A 20,697-nucleotide genomic window follows, 5' to 3' on the forward strand; every position below is an offset into this window, starting at 1 on the left:
TTGCAAGACCCGTTACGCAACCGCTAGGAAGGGGGCACGCTTTTGGCGGGAACGCGAAAAGGAACACGTAATTGCGGCGGGAACGTAGCGGACATGCATGAACGGGGTCATCAGCAGGGCAATGCGCCATCTGCGCGTAATTTGTTGCGACGTGGCATGCTGCTGGCCTGTCTTGTCATCCCGACATCCATGGTCGGTGGCGGGGCAATGGCGCAGGCGCATGACTATCGTGAACCGCCCCGGCAGGACTGGAGCTTCACCGGGCCGCTGGGCCATTTCGACATGGCGTCGGTCCAGCGCGGCTATACCGTTTACGCACAGGTCTGTTCCGCCTGTCATGGCATGAAATCGGTTACCTATGGCGACCTTGCGGGACTGGGCCTGAAGGAGGCGGACATCAACGCCATAGCCGGCGCGCACCGCGTCCCGGCGGGGGTGGACGCCAGTGGCCATCCGGCCACGCGCCCGGCCAACATGGATGACCACCTGCTGTCGCCCTATCCCGACACGCACACGGCCGCCGCCGCCAACCATGGCGTGGTCCCCCCGGACCAGTCGCGGCTGGCGGTGGTGCATCCCGGCGGCGTGGACCGGATCTATGCCTTCCTGACCGGGTACGGACAGACACCGCCACCGGGCACGGTCGTGCCGCCGGGACTGTTCTACAACCCCTATGCCGCGAACGGGCAGATCGCCATGCCGCCGCCGCTGTATGATGGCGCGATCACCTATCCCGACGGGACGCCCGCAACCGTGGCGCAGCAGGCGCGCGACGTCACCACCTTCCTGGCATGGGCCGCCAGCCCGCATCTGGTGGAACGCCACCGTGCGGGTGTCGGGGCGGCCGTGTTCCTGCTGATCCTGCTTATTCTTTCCATCTGCCTGAAACGGAGAACGTGGTCCAATGTCCACTAAGCCTGCCACCGAAGAACAGATCGAGCCGGTCATCGGCCTGATTGGCGGTTCCGGCCTGTATGATATCGAAGGCCTTGAAGACAAGGAATGGCGCACGGTCGAAACCCCGTGGGGCAAGCCGTCCGACCAGCTTCTGTTCGGCAGGCTTGATGGCGTGCGCTGCGTGTTCCTGCCGCGTCATGGTCGGGGCCATCCGCTGCCGCCCTCGCGCCTGAACTACCGCGCCAATATCGACGCGCTGAAACGTTCGGGCGTGACCGATATCGTGTCGCTTTCGGCTGTCGGTTCGCTGAAGGAAGAACTGCCGCCGGGCCACTTCGTGGTGATCGACCAGTTCATCGACCGCTCGTTCGCGCGTGAAAAGAGCTTTTTCGACACGGGCTGCGTGGCCCATGTCGGCATGGCCGACCCGCTGTGCCCGCGTATTGGCGACGTGCTGGAAGGCCAGTGCCGGGAACTGGGGCTGGATGTGACCCGTGGTGGCACATATCTGGTCATGGAAGGCCCGCAGTTTTCCACCCGCGCCGAAAGCAACCTGTACCGTTCATGGGACTGTTCCGTGGTGGGCATGACCAACATGCCCGAAGCCAAGCTCGCCCGTGAAGCCGAGATCTGTTACGCCACCGTCGCCATGGTCACGGATTACGACTGCTGGCATGACGATCATGACAGCGTGACGGTAGATGCCGTGGTCAAGGTCATGCAGGAAAACGCCAGCCGTGCCCGCGCCCTTGTCCGTTCGGTCATCCCGAAGCTGGGTGCGAAGCGTGGCCCCTGTTACGCCGGTTGTGACCGCGCGCTGGAACACGCCATCATCACCGCACCGGACAAGCGCGACCCGGCCCTGCTGAAAAAGCTGGAAGCCATTGCGGGCCGCGTGCTGAACCGGGTTTGACCTGAAAAAGCGCCCATGCCGGAAGGCACGGGCGTTTTTTTATGCGGGCATATTACAGCCAGTGTTCAAAAAAGCTTAGCGTGCGCTGCATCGCCAGGGTTGCGGCGGCCTCGTTATAGGAAGGGCGGTCGGTGCAGCCAAAGCCGTGATCGGCGCCTTCATACGTGAAAATCTCGATATCCTCATGCGCGGCACGGATCGCGTCCACCTCATCGGCGGGGATATGCGCGTCTTCGGCGCCAAAATGCAGTTGCACGGGGCAGTTGGGCACCTGGTTACGGGTCTGGGCGATGCCGCCGCCGTACCATGCCACCGCCGCCGCGAACGCTTTGGTATGGCACGCCGCTTCCCACGCCAGCTTGCCGCCCCAGCAGAACCCGACAATCCCCTTCTTTTCCGTCGGAAGCATCTCCGCCGCGGCGACAAGGTCCTTCAGCGTGTCGGCCTGTGCAATCTCGCTGCGCAGTTTCAGGCCTTCGTGCATGCCGGCGTTGTCATAGGGCAGGATGGCGTCGCGCTTCACGCGGTCAAACAGGGCGGGGGCGATCGCCTGATACCCCTGTGCCGCAAAGGAATCGCATACGGCGCGGATATAGGGCGTGACCCCGAATATTTCCTGCACCACCACAACACAGCGCGCGGCATCCGGCCGACCAGCCCGGTAGGCGGAAAACGTATGTCCGTCCGCCGCTGTAACGGTGATGACTGCGCCCATGGCCTTTACTCCATTCGTTCCTTCGTTGCCCGCCACACAATGATGCCGTGTCCTGCCGCGTCAATATGAAACCCGCGTGATGAGACGGTTTATAAGAATTTTTTCCCTGTCGCGCCGGTCTGTAACGGGGCGGCAGCCAGCGTTCCGGCAGTCTCCTGACCGACGGTCGGGAATCGGTACGCGCATTCATCATGCGCTGGGGTGACGGCTGGGCTTCCGCTTTTGACTGGGCTGCACTTCTTCATGCAAAACATTGATATTAAACAATAAAGTTTCGATATCCCGCTTTCTTGTCTGCGGGGTGCGAATTATGCGCGCCCAGCCCCGTTCCGCTTCTTGACACCTGTCGGGGGGCTTCCTATCTGGTTCTTAGCACTCTCATGAGGGGAGTGCTAACGCGATGCGGCCTGGCGCGCGCGCCAACCGGTGGCGTTGCTTGATTCAAGGGCGTTACCTTTTAAGAGATTTGGAGCGATCCATGACGAAATTTCGTCCCCTGCATGACCGTGTGGTCGTCCGTCGCCTCAAGAGCGAGGAAAAAACAGCAGGTGGTATCATCATCCCTGAGACCGCCAAGGAAAAGCCGATGGAAGGCGAGGTGATCTCGGTGGGCGCAGGTGCCCGTAACGAGCAGGGGCAGATCGTCCCCCTCGACGTGAAGGCGGGTGACCGCGTCCTGTTCGGCAAGTGGTCGGGCACGGAAGTGACGATCGACGGTGAAGAACTGCTGATCATGAAGGAAAGCGACATCATGGGCGTGGTCGCCTGACCCACCCGGTGCTTTCCTGACCGAGTAACCTTTTAGAACTTTCCATATCGGAGAAGAAGAAAATGGCAGCCAAGGACGTAAAGTTCGGCGGTGAAGCCCGCCAGCGCATGCTGCGTGGCGTGGACATTCTTGCAGACGCGGTAAAGGTGACGCTGGGCCCGAAGGGTCGCAACGTTGTCCTGGACAAGAGCTTCGGCGCACCGCGCATCACGAAGGACGGTGTCTCCGTCGCCAAGGAAATCGAACTGGCCGACAAGTTCGAGAACATGGGCGCGCAGATGGTCCGTGAGGTCGCATCCAAGACCAACGACATCGCAGGCGACGGCACCACCACGGCGACCGTGCTGGCGCAGGCCATCGTGCGTGAAGGTGCCAAGGCTGTTGCCGCCGGCATGAACCCGATGGACCTCAAGCGCGGCATCGACAAGGCGGTTGGCGTTGTCGTTGAAGAGCTGAAGAAGAACGCGAAGAAGATCACGACCCCGGCCGAGACGGCGCAGGTCGGCACGATTTCCGCCAATGGCGAGCATGAAATCGGCGAGATGATCTCCAAGGCGATGCAGAAGGTCGGCTCCGAGGGCGTCATCACGGTGGAAGAGGCCAAGGGCCTGCACACCGAGCTGGACGTGGTCGAGGGCATGCAGTTCGATCGTGGCTACATCTCCCCGTATTTCGTGACGAATGCGGAAAAGATGACCGTCGATCTGGACAGCCCCTACATCCTGATCCACGAAAAGAAGCTGTCCTCGCTGCAGCCGATCCTGCCGCTGCTTGAAGCGGTCGTGCAGTCCGGCCGTCCGCTGCTGATCATCGCGGAAGACGTTGATGGCGAAGCGCTGGCGACCCTGGTGGTCAACAAGCTGCGTGGTGGCCTGAAGATCGCCGCCGTCAAGGCGCCGGGCTTCGGTGACCGTCGCAAGGCCATGCTGGAAGACATCGCGATCCTGACCGGTGGCCAGGTCATCAGCGAAGACCTCGGCATCAAGCTGGAAAGCGTGACGCTGGACATGCTGGGCACCGCGAAGAAGGTGCACATCGACAAGGAAAACACCACCATTGTCGAAGGCGCCGGCAACACGGACGGCATCAAGGGCCGCTGTGCGCAGATCCGCGCGCAGATCGAGGAAACGACCTCCGACTACGACCGTGAAAAGCTGCAGGAACGCCTGGCGAAGCTGGCAGGCGGCGTTGCCGTGATCCGCGTCGGTGGCTCCACCGAGATCGAGGTGAAGGAACGCAAGGACCGCGTTGACGACGCCCTGCACGCGACCCGTGCGGCGGTTGAGGAAGGCATCGTCCCCGGTGGCGGCACGGCACTGGCCCGCGCATCGACCAAGCTGGGTGGCCTGCACTTCCATAACGACGACCAGCGCGTCGGTGCGGACATCATCCGCAAGGCCCTGCAGGCTCCGCTGCGCCAGATCGCCCACAACGCGGGTGAAGATGGTGCGGTCATCGCTGGCAAGGTTCTGGAAAACGACACCTACACCTTTGGTTTCGATGCCCAGATCGGCGACTACAAGGACCTGGTGGAAGCCGGCATCATCGATCCGATGAAGGTTGTCCGCACGGCGCTGCAGGATGCGGCATCGGTTGCCGGCCTGCTGATCACCACCGAAGCGATGGTGGCCGAGCGTCCGGAAAAGAAGGCCCCCGCAATGCCGGAAGGTGGCATGGGTGGTATGGGCGGCATGGGCGGCATGGATTTCTGATCCGGCCGGGCATGTCACGGTCCCCGCGCAGGTGGGGACCGGCGCCACGAAAAAAGGGGGAAGGGCCGGTGGCCTTTCCCCCTTTTTTTGTACACATGGCTGGGATGTGCGCGGCGGGCATGTCAGGATGATTTGACACGGGCGGTCATTTCATGCTGCCCCTAGGGAGCACGAACGACGTGAAAGTGGCAGGGTGTTTTCCGGATGCCCCGTTTTTTTCATGGCCGTAAAGGCACGCGCCCGGATTGCCGGTATTAGGACCGGCAAGGATGGCGCTGGAGAAGAGACTGGCTATGGCTACCGGAAAAGTAAAATGGTTCAACGCAACCAAGGGTTTTGGCTTCATCATGCCTGATGATGGCGGCAAGGACGTGTTTGTGCACATCACCGCGGTGCAGGCCGCCGGCCTGCGTGGCCTGAACGAGGATCAGGCGGTCAGCTACGACATCGCCATGGAACGTGGCAAGGCCGCCGCGACCAACCTCAAGGCGCTCTGACGTCCTGCCCCGTAGCGGGGCGGCCCATGGGGGAGCGGTGATCAGGAAAGCTGGTCCACGGATGTATCCTGCGCCTGCAGGAAGGCCGTGATCTCCCGCGCTGCGGCGCTCAGGCCAAGGCGGCGGACCGCCACCCCTTCGGGGAAGGCGGACAGAAGGCGTGACGGGGTGCGCCTGTCCAGCAGGACAAATACACCCCTGTCCTGTCGGCTGCGGATCAGGCGCCCGAACGCCTGGCGCAGGCGCAGGCGGGCGATCCTGTCGTCATAGCGCCCCGGCGCGCCACCAGACAGGTGAATGCGCCGTTCACGGTGCAGGATATCGGGACGCGGCCATGGCACGCGCTCGAACGCCACCAGGCGCAGGGCATTGCCCGGCACGTCCACCCCATCACGCATCGCATCGGTTCCCAGCAGGCAGGCGTTGCGCTCACTGCGCAGGATGTCCACCAGCGTTGCATTGTCCATCGGGTCCACATGCTGGGCAAACAGCGGCAGGCCCGCGGCCTCCAGCGGGGTTACGATGCGGCGATAGACTTCGCGCAGGCGCGATATGGCGGTAAACAGCCCCAGCGCGCCGCCGTTCGATGCCATGAACAGCGTGCGGTAGGCCCCCGCCAGCGCTGCCGGGTCATCATGCGCCACGTCGGTGATGATGAAGGCGCGACTCTGTTTCGCGTAATCGAACGGGCTGGGAAATGACGACCGGATCGCGGGGGATGGCAGGTGGATTGCGCCCGACCGGGCTTCGGCTGCGTCCCATGCGCGCTCGGCGCTATCGTTTTCCGTGTCCTCCCCCGTTTCGTCACGCAATGTGGCCGATGTGACCAGCACGCCATGGGCCGGGGCCGCCAGCACGCTGGCAAACGGAATGGTCGGGTCCAGCCAGTGGCGGTACAGGCCCACATCCCGCTCGCCGGGGTTCTGGCCCTCGCGCCGGTCCATGCGGATATAGTCGATATATTGCGGGGTCTCGCCTTCTGGCGGCGGCGCGCCCGCCTGCATGGTGCCCAGCATGGCGCACCAGCCATCCACGCGTGACAGCGCCCGCCTGCGGATGGAGCGGATGGCGGCGGCAATCCGTTCGCGCATGGGGGTGTCCAGCCAGTCGGCTTCGGTTTCCAGCGCTTCATCCAGCCGCGCGATCAGGGTGCGCAGCGGTTCGGCCAGCCGCCGCAGCGCACGCTCCAGCCCCTGTGCCGCTGCATGCAGGGATTCGGGCATGGGGTGCAGGTCGCATTCGCTGTCGCTGCGGCGACCGCCCCCCTCGGGGCTGCCATGGGTGCGGGCCAGCACCTGCTGGCGCAATTCGTGCAACAGGACTTCGGACGGGTTGGACAGGACGGGCTCACCCGCTTCCACCGGGGTATCGGCAGGGGGCGCCGTCCTGTTGCCGGGGTCGAGCGCGGCAAGGCGGGCGGACCATCCCGGCGCGGGCAGGGCGCGGGCGGCCATCAGCGCCGTATCCAGCGGTGTCTCGATACGGGGAATATGCACCAGCAGGTCTTCCAGCCTGCGCCGCAGGCCGCGCGCGCGCGACCGTGCGCCCTCGGCCCCCAGCAGCCACCGCCGCAGTTCGGCCGCCTCCAGCCCCGACAGTTCCAGGGCGAAGGCGCTGTCGGCGGCATCGGCGATATGATGTCCCTCATCCATGATGTAGCGGGTGGGTGTGTTGTCCTCGTTATTGGTGTCCGCGCCATCCATGGCGTGCCATGCCGCCTGTGACATGACCAGCGCATGGTTGGCGATCACCAGGTCCGCCGTGCGGGCGCGACGGATGGAGTGTTCGACCATGCACTGCTGGTAATGCGGGCACGCGCCGTGAATGCATTCGCCGCGCCGGTCGGCGATGCTGGTCAGCAGGCCGCGCCCGAACAGGTCCGCAAACCACCCCGGCAGGTCACCGCCAAACAGGTCGCCATCACGCGTATGCGCCGCCCATAGCGCCACAAGCGCCAGCCCGATGAAGGACGCATTTCCCGCCTGCCCACGCGACAGCGCGATATTCACGCTTTCTTCCATGTTCAGCAGGCACAGGTAGTTCTCCCGTCCCTTGCGCACCACCACATGGCTGCGCCGGATGTCCGGGTCGGGATAGACGCGGGCCAGTTCCGATTCGATCTGGCGCTGCAGGTGGCGGGTATAGGTGCTGACCCATACGGCCCCGCCATTGCGCTGCGCCCAGATGCTGGCGGGGGCGACGTAGCCAAGGGTCTTGCCTGTTCCCGTTCCCGCTTCCGCCAGAACCATGTGCGGGTCGCCCTGCGTCGTGCGCGGGGCGAAGGCGCGTGCGGCAACGTGGCTGAAGGCTTCCTGTGCCGGGCGATGCTCCGCCCCTTCTCCAAGGATGGCGCGCAGGTTGGCGCGTGCTTCCTCCCCCGTGACCGGATGCGCGGCGGGTGCGGGGCGGGGGGCGGTTTCTTCCCATTTGGGCAGGCGCGTCCACACCTTCAGCGCCTCGTTGGGCTGGATCATGCCTGCGGGCAACCCGCCGGTGGGGGACAGCCCCAGTGCGGCGCAGACCGATGGCCCCCATGCCCATCCGGCGCGGCGCATGCCCCAGGCCAGCGTGGCCTTTATGCTCCCTTCGGGTGTGTTGCGGCTGGCTGCGATCCGGCGCAGCAGTTCAAACACCAGATCGGGCAGCAGGTCGGCTTCCGGCGCGTCCAGCCTGGCTTCGGCAATGCCAAGTGCCGTTCCCAGCCCGCGTGCGGTGGGCGGCGCGCTGTGGGCGGGCAGGGCGAAGGCGAACAGTTCCAGCAGGTCCAGCCACGGGCTGGGGCGTGGCGGCGGCGGCAGGTCCAGCCTGCGCGCGGTCGCGGGCGCATGGATGACCATGGGGGCCGGCCACTGGGGCAGTTCACGCCGTATGTCGTCGGCCGACATGGACAGGATTTCCCCGTCCGGGGTCAGGACCGACCATGCGCCGTGCCGGGGAATGAGCGCCGGCGCACTGTCCGGCAGGGGCGGGGTGTCTGGCATGTCGGTAAATGATATAGGGTACGGGCGGACGAATGTCGCCCGTCGTGTGTCATGTCATTATTATTGCTGTACCCCCGGGTGTGGAATAGGATAGATTGACCCGCGCCCCTCCTGTCCATAGCTTGCCGGTCCATGTCAGAACAGCATCGTCCCCTTATCTCGCCCCTTCCCAAATCCTGGCCGTTTGAGGAGGCCGCCAAACTGTCCACGCATGTTGGCGCGCGTGATGTCACGACTGAACGGCCCGTCCTGCTGGAAACCGGCTATGGCCCGTCGGGGCTGCCCCATATCGGCACGTTTGGCGAGGTCGCGCGCACATCATGGGTGCGTCAGGCGTTCACGAAGCTGACCGGCCTGCCCACGCGGCTGCTGGCGTTTTCCGATGACATGGACGCCCTGCGCAAGGTGCCGGACAACGTTCCCAATCAGGACATGCTGCGCCAGTATATCGGCAAGCCGCTTTCGCGCGTGCCCGATCCCTTTGGCACGCATGAATCCTTTGCCGCCCACAACAATGCCCGCCTGCGCTCCTTCCTCGACGGGTTCGGGTTTGAATACGAATTCGCATCCTCCACGCAGTATTACGAAGGCGGTCGCTTTGATGCGGCCCTGAAGCGCGTGCTGGAGGTGCATGACAAGATTGTGGCCGTGATCGCCCCGACACTGGGGGAGGAACGCCGCGCGACCTATTCCCCCGTGCTGCCCATCCACCCGCGCACCGGTCAGGTCATGCAGGTGAAGATGGACGCCATCGACCCCGTGGCGGGCACGGTGCGCTGGACCGATGAGGACGGCGAGACGTTCGAGACCCCGGTCACCGGCGGCCATGCCAAGATGCAGTGGAAGGCCGACTGGGCCATGCGCTGGTATGCGTTGGGTGTCGATTACGAAATGTCGGGCAAGGATCTGATCGACAGCGTGCGCCTGTCGGGCAAGATCTGCCGTATCCTTGGTGGCCAGCCGCCTGCGGGCCTGACGTATGAACTGTTCCTTGACCAGAACGGCCAGAAGATTTCCAAGTCCAGGGGCAATGGCATCTCGGTCGAGGAATGGCTGCGCTACGCCCCGGCGGAAAGTCTCGGGCAGTACATGTTCAATGCGCCGCAGCGCGCCAAGCGCCTGTTCTTTGACGTGATCCCCAAGGCGACGGACGAATATCTGGCCCATGTGGCCAAGGCGAAAACGCTGGCGGCGGAAGATCCCGCCCTGCTGACCAACCCGGCATGGTTTATCCACAAGGGGGAAATCCCGGCGGATGCTGGCAGCCCGGTCACGTTTGGCATGCTGCTCAACCTCGCCTCCGTCGCCAATGCCGAGACGCCGGACGTGCTGTGGAAGTTCATCCAGCGTTATGATGCGAAGGCCACCCCCGAAAGCTGCCCCATGCTGGCGCGGCTGGTGGATCATGCCATCGTCTATTACGCCGATTTTGTCCGCCCGACGAAGCACTACCGTGCCCCCGACGCGCATGAACGTACGGCGCTGGCTGCTCTGGCCGAAGCCCTGCGCGGGCTGGAGGGGGAGGATGTCTCCCCCGATACCTGCCAGAACCTTGTGTTCGAGATCGGCAAGACCCATGGTTTCGAGCCGCTGCGGGCGTGGTTCGGCTGCCTGTATGAAGTGCTGCTGGGGCAGAAGGAAGGCCCGCGTTTCGGGATTTTCGTGGCGCTGTACGGGATCGCGGAAACCGTGGCCCTGATCGAGGCGGCGCTGACCCGTGGCGAAGGGGTCGTGGCCTAAGGGCCAGCCCATGTCCGACCGTTCGTTGCACGATCCCCCCCCACAGCAGGTCGGGGATGACAATGCGGCCGGGGGAAGCGTGCCGTCACCGCCAAAACACTCGTTGCTGCGGCACCTGCCGCATGTGTTGGGCCTGCTGCTGCTGGTCGGCGCCGTGGTCGTGGTGCAGCGCGAGGTGCGCCACCTGCACTGGCGCGACATCAGCCATGCGCTGGCCGCCATCCCGGTGGGCACATTATGGGCCGGGGCGGGTTTTACGCTGCTGTCCTATCTTGTCCTGTCCTTCTACGACTGGCTTGCGGTGCGGCAGGTGGGCTGCCCGCTTGGGTTCAGGCGCACGGCGTTCGCCGCGTTCTGTTCCTACGTGCTGTCGCACAACCTTGGTTTTTCCGCCATTTCCGGTGCGGCGGTCCGTTTCAGGCTGTACGGCAACTGGGGGCTGAAGCCGTTCCAGATCGCGCAGATCATTGCCTTCTGTTCGGCCACCTACCTGCTGGGGGCAGCGGTGCTGATCGGCAGCGTGCTGGTGCTGGAACCCGGTACGGTGCCCTTCGTGGGCCATATGCTGCCCGGCTTCCTCATGCGGCTGGTGGGAATCGTGCTGTGGGGCGGGGTCGTCGCCTATGTCGTCATGGGCCGGTATGTGAACGAAATCCGGCTGTGGCGATGGCAGATCACCTTTCCCTCCTCGGGCATGGCGATCATGCAGACGGTTGTCGCGACGCTGGAGGTCGCGGCCACGGCGGCCATTGCCTATACCTTCCTGCCTGACGCACCCGGTCTGGATTACGGCACGTTCCTTGCCATTTATATCGCGTCCTACACGGCGGGCCTTGTGGCCAGCGTGCCCGGTGGCCTTGGTGTATTTGATGGCGCGATGATGTTCGCGCTGGGGCCGTACGTGCCTGCGACCCGCATCGTGACGGCCATCCTGATCTTCCGCCTGTTCTATTATATCGTACCGCTGTTCGTGGCGGGCATCATGTTTGCAGCCCATGAACTGTTTCTGCGCGGGGATGCCGCCCTGTCGCGCAAGGTCGGCGCGCGCAGCCCGGTGCGGGGACCGCGCATGGGTCGTCCCAGTCAGGTCATACGTGAAAGCGAGGCCGATTTTTCCGTGGCGGTGGCTACCGGCGCGGTTTCACTGTGTGGCGGGCTTTTGCTGGCGCTGACCCTGCTGGACCCGGAAAACTGGCTGAATGCGGGCCGCATGCAGCCCCTGTTCGCGACGGTGGGGGATTACCTGCTGTCACTGATCGGGGTGGTGCTGATCGGTCTTGGCATCGGCCTGTCGCAGCGTGTGACCCTGGCGTGGAAGGCCACGATGGTGCTGCTGGCGGGGGCGTGCGGGCTGACGTTGCTGCGGGGATCGCCCATGGCGGTGCCGGGGCTGCTCATGCTGGTCTGCATGCTGATCGCGCCATTTCGCGGGTCGTATTACCGCCATGCCCGGATCATGAGCGAGCCGCTTTCTTCCAACACCATCGTGTCGCTGGTGCTGCTGATCAGTTCCATCGTGATTCTGGTCATGGCGGGACCGCATGATTCCGCAGGTGGCAGCTGGTGGGAAATCATGCTGTTCGCCACGCGTCCCGGCATTGCGCAGTGGACGCTGGGGCTTGCGGTCATGCTGGCGCTGATCATGATCGTGCGGCTGGTACGGCCGGGTCGTGTTCACGTCATGCCATGGAATGCGCAGACGAAGGCCCTGTATCACAGCTTTGATCATTCGCTGGATGGACTGGGACAGATGACCCCGGTGCCGGTGGGGCTGATACCGGGCGCGCGCAGGCGCGCGCTTCTGCCGTTTGTACGGCTGGGACCGTATCTGGTCGGGCTGGGTGACCCGGCGGGGAAGGCAGATGACTGTACATCCGCCATATGGTGGTTGCGTGACCTTGCGCTGCAGGAAGGGTGTCAGCCGGTTTTCTGGCATGTCGGGATCAGCCTGCTGCCGGTCTATAACGAACTGGGGCTGACACCATGGCCCCTGACGGAAGAGGGACATCCGACCCATCCCGGCTACCTGTGCGCCGCGGCGGAGGACCTGACCATGGTCCGCAGCCTGATGCGCCCGTCATTCCATGTCCCATCCCACGCAGGGGACTAAGCGCATGCAGGGACCGCGTGGCAGGAAGGGGCGGTCATGACCAGTCATGCGGGATTACTGCTGACCCATTTTTCCACCGTGGTGGGGCTGCCCAGCCTGTCCGGTGCCTTCCTCATGGCGTTTCCGGCGCTGTTTTCCATTGTCAATCCGCTGGGGGCCGCGCTGATTTTCGCGCAGGTCACGGCAGGACATGACCGGCGTATCTGCATGGCGCTGGCACGGCAGGTGGCGTTCTATTCCGCGATGCTCATGCTGGCCTCGATCTGGATCGGGGGGCTGGTTCTTTCATTTTTTGGCATCACCATCGATGCCCTGCGTATCGCAGGTGGGCTGGTTGTGGCGGTGCGGGCCTGGTCCCTGCTGCAGGCCCCTGAAACGGAAGAAGCCCGCAAGCAGGCCCAGGCCAGTCAGGGCAGTAACGCGCAGGCCAGCAGCAACATGATGGGACAGGCATTCTTTCCCCTGACCATGCCCTTCACCGTTGGTCCGGGCACGATTGCGGTCGCCATTGCGCTGGGGTCGGAAGGGCCGCCGGGCGGGCACCACATCATATTCTATGGCGTGCTGTCACTGGCGGCCATGCTGGTGGCTGCGATCGTATGGGCGGCCTATACCTATGCCGATCAGCTTCTGTGCCTACTGGGCACGACCGGCACGCGCATTGTCTCGCGCCTTGCCGCCCTGATCCTGCTGTCGATTGGCGTGCAGATCCTGATTACCGGCATACAGGGCGTCATCCTGTCCAGCGCGCGCGCTGTCCTGCTCATGGCTGGCTGAAGGCCGGGGATAACGGCGGGATGTCCGGCAGGTCGTCACCCGCCAGTATGGCCCGCACGCAGGCCCGTAGCGCAGGCAGCACATCGGCGCCAAACCGGGGCGTGCGCCGTTCCCACGCCCCCGTGCGCCATGACGGGTGGGGCAGGGGGAAATACCGGGGCAGGTAACGCCGGAAATCAAGGCTGCGGTCACTGACGCGCCCCTTGCCCAGAATATGCAACTGCGCATAGGACCCGACCACAAGTGTCAGCCTGATATCGGGCATCTGCGCCATGATGCGCGCGCGCCATTGCGGTGCGCATTCGGGCCGGGGTGGACAGTCACCACCCTTTGGTAGCCTGCCGGGATAACATAGCCCCATGGGAACCAGTGCGACGCGGCTGGAATCATAGAATGTCGCCCGGTCGATTCCCATCCAGCCACGCAGCCTGTCGCCTGATGCATCATTGAAGGACTGCCCGGTCTCATGCACGCGCGTGCCGGGCGCCTGGCTTGCGATCAGTAGCCGCGCCGTGCGCGAGACATGCAGCACCGGACGCGGCCCGAGCGGCAGGTGGGCGGCACAGGTCTGGCACGCGCGGATGGCGTCCAGAAGGTCTTCCAGTGTTTCGGCCATGGCCCATTTACGCTTCCAGCAGGTCACGTGTCCATGCGGGTACGGTGCGTGTCGCGGGACCCGCAATGGCCTGGTCAAAGGCGGAGGGACCGGATGGGATTTCCAGGTTGAACAGCATCGTATCCGCATGTCCGGCCACGCTGTCCACAAAACCGGCGGCAGGATAGACCACGCCGGATGTGCCGATGGCAACAAACAGGTCACATGCCGCCAGATGCCGGGAAATGGCCTCCATATGGTAGGGTATTTCCCCAAACCAGACGATATCGGGCCGTAATGTCGGCTGACCACAGGCAGGACACGGCGTATCGGGGAAACAGTCCGTGCGCCATGCCGGGGTTGCGCGGCAGGCGGTGCAGCGCAGGCGCAGCAGTTCACCATGCATGTGGATGACGTTGCGGCTACCGGCGCGTTCATGCAGATCATCGATATTCTGGGTGACGATGGTGACCTGTCCGTCCCAGCGTCCCTCCCGTCCCGCGCGTTCCAGTTCCGCCAGCGCCAGATGGGCGGCGTTGGGATGGACGGTGGGTAACCGGGCCCGCAGGCCGTTATAGAAACGGTCAACGCGCAGGGGATCGCGCTGGAAGCCCTGGGGCGTGCAGATGTCCTCAATCCGTTCATGGTTCCACAGGCCGTCCGCACCCCGGAAGGTCTGCAATCCCGATTCCTGGCTTATGCCCGCCCCGGTCAGGACCACGATGCGTTGCATGATGGCATTTCCCCCTGTTGGTTGCCCGCCCCAGTGTGGGGGAACGCCGTACATAAGAAAACCGCCATGGGCGGAACCCATGGCGGTTTTCAGTAACTGTATCAGGAGAAGGTGGTTCCGGTGGGGAACCACCCATCCGCCTTACTGTGCGGCGTCCTGACCGGTGTGCGTCTGCGGGGCAAACGTCCAGCCCGAGCCGTAAGGCTGCGGCAGGAAGACCGACCAGCCGCTGCTGACGCTGTTCCAGCCGGAGCTGGAAACCGGGGCGCCCGTGTCGCGCAGCTTGGTGACATCCGCAGCCGTAACGGTGCCGGGCGCCTTGTTGCCCCAGCTGGTGCGGATGAAGTTGACCACATCAGCAATCTGCTGGGCGGACAGCGACTTGCTGTAACCCGGCATTGCCACTGCGGACGGTGCCCAGTTGCTCGGCGGCAGTACGCCACCATGCGCAATCACGTTCACCAGCGAGGTCGGGTTCTCGGTCACGACAACCGGGTTGCCAGCCAGCGGCGGGAACATGCGGGCCACGCCACCACCGTCGTTACGGTGACAGATGGCGCATTCCTTCACATACGTATCAGCACCCGGAACGCTGGCGGTATTACCCGAAGCCAGCATGTTCGCGGTGGACGGATCGTAGGTGTAGTTGCCCTGTGACGGCGGCACCGGCGGCAGGCTCTTCAGGTACTTCGCGATGGCGTGCAGGTCGTCATCGGTGAAGTACTGGGTGCTCCATGCCACCACATCGCCCATGCCACCGAACACGGCGGAATGATCGATACGGCCGGACTTCAGGAAGGTGTAGATGTCATCCTCGGACCAGCGGCCCAGACCAACGACAGGATCGTTGCGCAGGCTCGGCGCGACCCAGTTGTCGATCGGTGCGCCACCGGACAGGAAGTCAGGACCACCGGCAGCGTCCAGCGCCTTTTCCTGCATGGCGAAGCCACGCGGGGTATGACACGCACCGCAATGGCCGGGGCCGGTAACCAGATAATCGCCACGTGCGATTTCAGGATCCGTGCCTGGCGCCGGCGTGAAGTCCTTCGGCGAAGGCGAGAACATCATACGCCAGATGCCCAGCGGCCAGCGCATGGACAAGGGCCAGGAAATGTCCGGCTGCTTGTCCGGCTGCGCGACCGGCTTCACCCCGTGCATGAAGTACGCATACAGCGCCTGCATGTCTTCCTTCGTCATGCGCGAGAAGGAGGGATACGGCATGGCCGGATACAGCGTGGAACCGTCCTTGCGGATACCATGGCGCACGGCTTCGTCGAATTCGGCGAAGGTGTAGCGACCGATACCGTAGGTCGGGTCCGGTGTGATGTTCGTGGAGTAGATCGTACCGATCGGGCTCTTGATTTCAAGCCCGCCTGCGTACGACTGTCCATGGAGAGCGGTATGACATGCTACGCAGTCACCCAGTCGCGCGACATATGCCCCCTTCTGGACCAGCGCGGAGTCAGCATCTGGCGTCTGTGCCAATGCCGTCCCTGCCAGCAGACTAAACGCTGCCGCGCTGAATGTCACCTTAAGTCTGTTGATCATTATGTTCACCATCATGCGTCGCGTTGATGCGAAAAATTGTCAAAACCGGGAGATTACGGCAGCTGCTCGGGGATACCGTCAGCGTTCTTCCGGGCATCAACTTCCCTCTGATAGGTCTCGTTCGCACGCTTGATCAGGAACTGGCGGATGTCCTCAATCTCGGTCGGGTTCATGTTACCGTCGAAGCGATCCATACCGTAGGCGGTAAGCGCGCCGCGGCCGACAACATTGTAGAACGCGTCCTCATGACGGATGGACCCGGACCAGCGCAGGTCAGGCAGCACACCGGCACCTTCTGCGTTATCGCCATGACAGGCGGCGCAATAGGTCTGGAACTGGAAGTAACCGTTATCGGTACGCTTGCTGTCGAACTGTGCCGGCGGCTTGACGGGCAGGAAGCCCTGGTCATTCTGCTTGGGCAGCGGGCCGGACTTGCCATCGAGCGAGAAGGCAATGATGCGCGAGTGGTTGACGGTCCAGCCGCTGGTACGGGCCAGGCCACCAAGGAAGAACGGATAGATGCCGCCCCAGCCCACTTCAACTGCAACATACTGCTTGCCATTGGCAAGGTAGGTCACAGGCGGTGCGATGATGCCGCTGTCCGCCGCGAAGTGGAACAGGTCGGAACCGTTCGTCGCGTCATAGGCATGGAATTCGCCGTTCGCCAAGCCCTGGAACAGCAGGTCGCCGCCAGTTGCCAGGATACCGCCGTTCCACGGCCCCTTGTGGTCCACGCGCCATGCTTCAGCCTGCTTCTGCGGATCCCAGGCCACGATCCAGCCCTTCAGGTCCTTCACGAAGGCCTGCTTGGCTTCAGGCGAGTCGGGAATACCGACCTTGTTCATGTCCAGACCCAGGTTCCAGCTGTCGGGATGCGGCGTGAAGCCACCGACCTGGTTGGTGTACAGGAACGGAACCTGCTGCGCCGGGATATAGACCAGCCCGGTCTTGGGGCTGAACGCCATGGCCGCGAAGTTATGGCCGCCAAGGTCACCCGGAATGCCGTACCATTCCTTGCCCGTAAGGGTGTAGAGCGCATCGGGGTTGTAGATCGGACGGCCGGTCTTGGGATCAAGGCCGCTGGCCCAGTTCACATAGACGTAGTTCTTGCCCGAGATGAACTCACCGGTCTTCGCATCGATGATGTAGAAGAAGCCGTTCTTCGGTGCATGAACGATGACGTGGCGGGTTTCACCATTGATCGGCAGGTCAAGCGTCATGATCTGCTGGACCGAGGTGAAGTCCCACTGGTCCATCGGCGTTTCCTGGAAATGCCAGACGTATTCGCCAGTTTCCGGCTTCAGTGCGACGATGCTGCCCAGGAACAGGTTGTCGCCCTTGCCTTCGGAACGGTACTTGTAGTTCCACGGCGAACCGTTGCCTACGCCCAGGTAGACCAGGTCGGCCACGGGGTCATACACGATGGAATCCCATACCGTGCCGCCGCCACCCTGGCGGGTCCAGGCGCCGGTCGGGCTCCAGGTCTGGTAGGCCTTGTTCATCAGCACGCTGTCGGATGCAGCGTGGTCCGGTTCGTTCTTGGGGTTCGGAACCGTGAAGAAGCGCCAGTCGACCTTGCCGGTTTCCGCATCGAACGCCGTGACGAAGCCACGGGCACCGAATTCGGAACCACCGTTACCGATGATCACGCGGCCCTTGGCGATACGGGGCGCGCCGTCAACCGTATAAGAACGCTGCTTGCCCAGTTCCGCTTCGGGCGGAATGGTGTTGACGCTCCAGACCAGCTTGCCGGTCTTGGCGTCCAGCGCGATCAGGCGACCGTCGAACGTGCCGAAATAGACCTTGCCATTCCAGTATGCTGCGCCACGGTTGACCGTGTCACAGCAGCCCTTGTCGGCAATGTTGCCGGGCACGCGCGGGTCATAGGACCACAGCAGCTTGCCGGTTGCGGCGTCGACGGCTTTCATCATGCTCCAGTTGGTGGTGGCATACATGACGCCATCAACAACCAGGGGCGTGCCTTCCTGGCCACGGTTGGTATCAAGGTCCAGATACCAGGCCAGCTTCAGGTTGCCGACATTGGAACGGTTGATCTGATCCAGCGGGCTGTAGCGCTGTTCAGAATAGGTGCGGCCATAGGTCATCCAGTTACCGGGGTGATCATCGGCATGGATGATCGCTTCCCCCGTGGCGCCCTGCCCGTCATCTGCGGATGCCATGGTGGCATACCCGGAGATGAGAGCCGCACATATCGTTCCGGCTGTAAGCGTTCTGCTCAGAGAACGTCTTTTTCCGAAAACGGCAGAAATCATATGTGATGTCCTCAGAAAACTAACGGTTTCGAATTCAGGATGCCGCCGCTGCAACTTTCTGCCCGGAGCAGCTTTCTGAATGTATCCGGCAAAAAAAACGCGCTAGCGCTTCTTTTCCGGCCAGACAGGAAACCGGCTTCAGGCAGGAAAGACAAAGCAGGTGGTCCGTTTCATCCGAACATACTGAGGCTAGCACGCTCGTCTCCTGACATTTTAGTGTTCAGCCTCACTAAAACGTGAACATGCTGTCGCATAAGCAATGAAACGGATAGTTCGGAATTCCGCAGATTTTCATAAAATCTGTTGATATTTCAGGAAGAATGACAAGATGTGTCTACCGCGAACATGCAGGTGGTTCACAATGATTGATAAGAAAAATATTTTTATTATTCACAAATGGAATAGATGCCGGGCCGCGGAAGACTCCTGTTTGCGTCCATGTCGGATGGGTGGAGCAGAGAATCAGAACTGTAACGGATAATGTTCCAGCGGCTCGTAAAACGGCCCGTCTGCATGGCGTATGGACCGGAACAGGGTGAAATGCCCCATCGTCTGGGCCTCCGCCGCGGGAACGGTGGTCGCAAGCCAGCGTTGTCGACGTTCCTGGTCGGGATGTTCCATCCGGCCGACAGTGACATGCGGGGTGAAATGGCGGCTGTTCCGCTCGGTTCCCGCCGGAATCGCCCGGTTCAGGCCCTTGCGCACCTTCTCGCGCAGTGTGGTCAGGGCGTCGTCGGGTGCGCAGCCAATCCATAATGTGTCCGACCCGTTCGGACGGGCCGATGTGAACAGCCCCGTGCCCGCCGGTTGCAGTACAGGCGGTGTGGCGCGGATGGCGGACAGGACATGATGGATTTCCTCGTGCAGGTGGGGATGGGTGACCTCCCCGATGAAATGCAGCGTGAGGTGGTAGGATTCAGGCGATTGCCACGTAACATCCGGCAGGCCGCCACGTAATTCGCCTATCGCGTGAAGCAGCGGAAGCGGGAGTTCAAGACCAACGAAAAGACGCATGACGAATACCTGTGGACAAGGGAAAAAGGCATATGCCGTGATGGGCGGTGTACAGTATATATAGGGTGATGTACCCGCGGCATGCTTGCCGTATTGTAATGTATTGGACACGCTCCCGATCTTGAACGTGTTCTAACATGTTCCCACATGCTGGGAGAGGCACGTCAGTCAAGGACGTGGAGGAAGGAAACACAATGGCTTTTGGCCCTGATTCGCGGAGTTTCATCCGCCCCGCCGCTGATAGTGTCGCAGGTTCTGTCGATATGGGCCTGCGTGCCTATATGCTGCGAGTCTATAACTGGATGGCATCCGGACTGGTCCTGACCGGGCTGGTTGCCTATCTGATCGCAAATACCAGCCTGCAGGCTCTGTTTTACCAGCATGTGCCAACCCCGATGGGCATGGCGCTGAAACCGACGGCGCTGTCCATGCTGGCCATGATTGCCCCGCTGGGCTTTGTGCTGGTCATGTCGTTTGGCGTGTACCGGCTGTCCACGCAGGCGGTGCAGACCCTGTTCTGGCTGTTCTGTGGCGTGATGGGCGCCAGCATGTCCAATATCTTCCTGGTGTTCACCGGGGTGTCGGTTACGCGGGTATTCTTCATTACCGCCGCGACCTTCTGCACCATGTCGATCTGGGGTTACACGACTCGTACCGACCTCAGCCGCTTTGGCTCTTTCCTGATGATGGGGCTGTTCGGCCTGATCATCGCGGGCGTGGTGAACATGTTCCTGCACAGCCCGGGTCTGTATTTTGTCTACAGCGCAGTGGGCGTGCTGCTGTTTGTCGGGCTGACCATGTTCGATACACAGCAGATCAAGGCGAACTACCAGCAGTTTGCCTATGCCGAGGGGCCGGACCAGGCCGCCAAGCGTTCGGTCTATGATGCGCTGAACCTTTATCTGAACTTCATCAACCTGTTCCAGTTCCTGCTGCAGTTCATGGGCGTGCGCAACAACAGCAACGACTGAGGATGCAGGAGTCCTGCGGAATCTGTACCACTACGGTCTGGTATGAGAATATGGAGGGGTCGCCACGCAAGTGGCGGCCCTTTTTGCATGGAAAGGGTTGCCATCCATGCATGCAGGTAAAAAAGATAAGACTTATTCATATATAGAAAATATAAGATGACATGAGTGTGAGGTTCATGACACTCAGACAACTCATTGTAAAAAAAGGATTTTTCTAGATAAATTTTTAGCAATGAAATCTATTGAAATATTATGTGAAGGCTTGCCTCTGAGGCCATTCAGGTCGGATAACCCTTGAATAGAAAAACTATATGAAAGGGTATGCGGCACAGAACATGCGCTTCAGCACACAGGACGGCGTCGCGATTTATGGTCCGATCTGCCCTGACAGTAATAATTACGTAAGGTCTGGCGGGCCGTATTGATCAAGATCATGGTCAGCCGGTCGGCAA

16 protein-coding genes are annotated in these 20,697 nt (G+C 62.5%); 9 read left to right on the forward strand and 7 right to left on the reverse strand.

Annotation, left to right across the window (positions count from 1 at the left end; all coding sequences use genetic code 11):
* Nucleotides 1-93: 93 nt before the first annotated feature.
* Nucleotides 94-915 (forward strand): cytochrome c1, encoded by an 822-nt coding sequence (locus S101446_RS14805; protein ID WP_010507665.1) that lies wholly within the window; start codon nt 94-96, stop codon nt 913-915.
* Nucleotides 905-1,810, forward strand: a complete 906-nt coding sequence (locus tag S101446_RS14810; RefSeq protein WP_019090548.1) for an S-methyl-5'-thioadenosine phosphorylase — start codon at nt 905-907, stop codon at nt 1,808-1,810. Before S101446_RS14805 ends, S101446_RS14810 begins: the two co-directional genes overlap by 11 nt.
* A gap of 52 nt (nt 1,811-1,862) precedes the next feature.
* Here the strand turns inward: S101446_RS14810 and S101446_RS14815 are convergent, their stop codons facing one another.
* Complete coding sequence (locus S101446_RS14815) at nt 1,863-2,525, reverse strand: dienelactone hydrolase family protein (protein WP_087608896.1); 663 nt, start codon at nt 2,523-2,525, stop codon at nt 1,863-1,865.
* 478 nt (nt 2,526-3,003) lie between these two features.
* On the opposite strand from S101446_RS14815, the gene groES reads away from it, so the two are divergent.
* From groES to S101446_RS14830, 3 genes are all read left to right on the forward strand, one after another.
* On the forward strand, nt 3,004-3,294 hold the full coding sequence (gene groES / locus S101446_RS14820) for a co-chaperone GroES (RefSeq protein ID WP_010507662.1): 291 nt from the start codon (nt 3,004-3,006) through the stop codon (nt 3,292-3,294).
* A 62-nt stretch (nt 3,295-3,356) separates the two neighbouring features.
* Nucleotides 3,357-5,006 (forward strand): chaperonin GroEL, encoded by a 1,650-nt coding sequence (gene groL, locus S101446_RS14825; protein WP_010507661.1) that lies wholly within the window; start codon nt 3,357-3,359, stop codon nt 5,004-5,006.
* A gap of 293 nt (nt 5,007-5,299) precedes the next feature.
* Nucleotides 5,300-5,503, forward strand: coding sequence for a cold-shock protein (locus tag S101446_RS14830; RefSeq protein WP_010507660.1), 204 nt, complete (start codon nt 5,300-5,302; stop codon nt 5,501-5,503).
* Between the two features lie 41 nt (nt 5,504-5,544).
* On the opposite strand, the gene S101446_RS14835 is transcribed toward S101446_RS14830, so the two are convergent.
* A complete protein-coding gene (locus S101446_RS14835) occupies nt 5,545-8,484 on the reverse strand; it encodes an ATP-dependent DNA helicase (RefSeq protein ID WP_087608681.1) in 2,940 nt (979 codons plus the stop codon).
* Between the two features lie 132 nt (nt 8,485-8,616).
* Here S101446_RS14835 and S101446_RS14840 point away from each other — a divergent pair, with 132 nt between their 5' ends.
* Genes S101446_RS14840 through S101446_RS14850 form a run of 3 tightly spaced genes read left to right on the forward strand, consistent with a single transcriptional unit; the run spans nt 8,617 to nt 13,111 of the window.
* Nucleotides 8,617-10,224 carry a lysine--tRNA ligase gene (locus S101446_RS14840; protein WP_048849768.1) on the forward strand — a complete coding sequence of 536 codons (1,608 nt, stop codon included), beginning with the start codon at nt 8,617-8,619 and terminating at the stop codon, nt 10,222-10,224.
* 10 nt (nt 10,225-10,234) lie between these two features.
* Nucleotides 10,235-12,334 (forward strand): lysylphosphatidylglycerol synthase domain-containing protein, encoded by a 2,100-nt coding sequence (locus tag S101446_RS14845; protein WP_087608682.1) that lies wholly within the window; start codon nt 10,235-10,237, stop codon nt 12,332-12,334.
* A 36-nt stretch (nt 12,335-12,370) separates the two neighbouring features.
* Complete coding sequence (locus S101446_RS14850) at nt 12,371-13,111, forward strand: MarC family protein (protein ID WP_087608683.1); 741 nt, start codon at nt 12,371-12,373, stop codon at nt 13,109-13,111.
* Here the strand turns inward: S101446_RS14850 and S101446_RS14855 are convergent.
* From S101446_RS14855 to thpR, 5 genes are all read right to left on the reverse strand, one after another.
* A complete protein-coding gene (locus S101446_RS14855; protein WP_087608684.1) occupies nt 13,098-13,727 on the reverse strand; it encodes a uracil-DNA glycosylase family protein in 630 nt (209 codons plus the stop codon). The two genes, S101446_RS14850 and S101446_RS14855, sit on opposite strands and share 14 nt — an antisense overlap.
* A 7-nt stretch (nt 13,728-13,734) precedes the next feature.
* Nucleotides 13,735-14,439: an NAD-dependent deacylase gene (locus S101446_RS14860; protein WP_019084751.1), complete on the reverse strand. Its 705-nt coding sequence runs from the start codon at nt 14,437-14,439 to the stop codon at nt 13,735-13,737.
* A 141-nt stretch (nt 14,440-14,580) separates the two neighbouring features.
* Entirely contained in the window at nt 14,581-15,987 is a 1,407-nt protein-coding gene (locus S101446_RS14865; protein WP_019090543.1) for a c-type cytochrome, read from the reverse strand.
* Between the two features lie 53 nt (nt 15,988-16,040).
* Nucleotides 16,041-18,260 carry a PQQ-dependent dehydrogenase, methanol/ethanol family gene (locus S101446_RS14870; protein ID WP_026019545.1) on the reverse strand — a complete coding sequence of 740 codons (2,220 nt, stop codon included), beginning with the start codon at nt 18,258-18,260 and terminating at the stop codon, nt 16,041-16,043.
* Nucleotides 18,261-18,722: 462 nt separating this feature from the next.
* A complete protein-coding gene (gene thpR, locus S101446_RS14875; protein ID WP_019090542.1) occupies nt 18,723-19,274 on the reverse strand; it encodes an RNA 2',3'-cyclic phosphodiesterase in 552 nt (183 codons plus the stop codon).
* Between the two features lie 194 nt (nt 19,275-19,468).
* Between thpR and S101446_RS14880 the strand changes: the two genes are divergently transcribed.
* The gene (locus S101446_RS14880; RefSeq protein ID WP_010507648.1) at nt 19,469-20,245 is read left to right on the forward strand and encodes a Bax inhibitor-1/YccA family protein; all 777 of its coding nucleotides are present in this window, start codon (nt 19,469-19,471) and stop codon (nt 20,243-20,245) included.
* The last annotated feature ends 452 nt before the right edge of the window (nt 20,246-20,697 follow it).

Source organism: Komagataeibacter europaeus (genome assembly GCF_002173515.1).
GTDB classification, from domain to species: domain Bacteria; phylum Pseudomonadota; class Alphaproteobacteria; order Acetobacterales; family Acetobacteraceae; genus Komagataeibacter; species Komagataeibacter europaeus.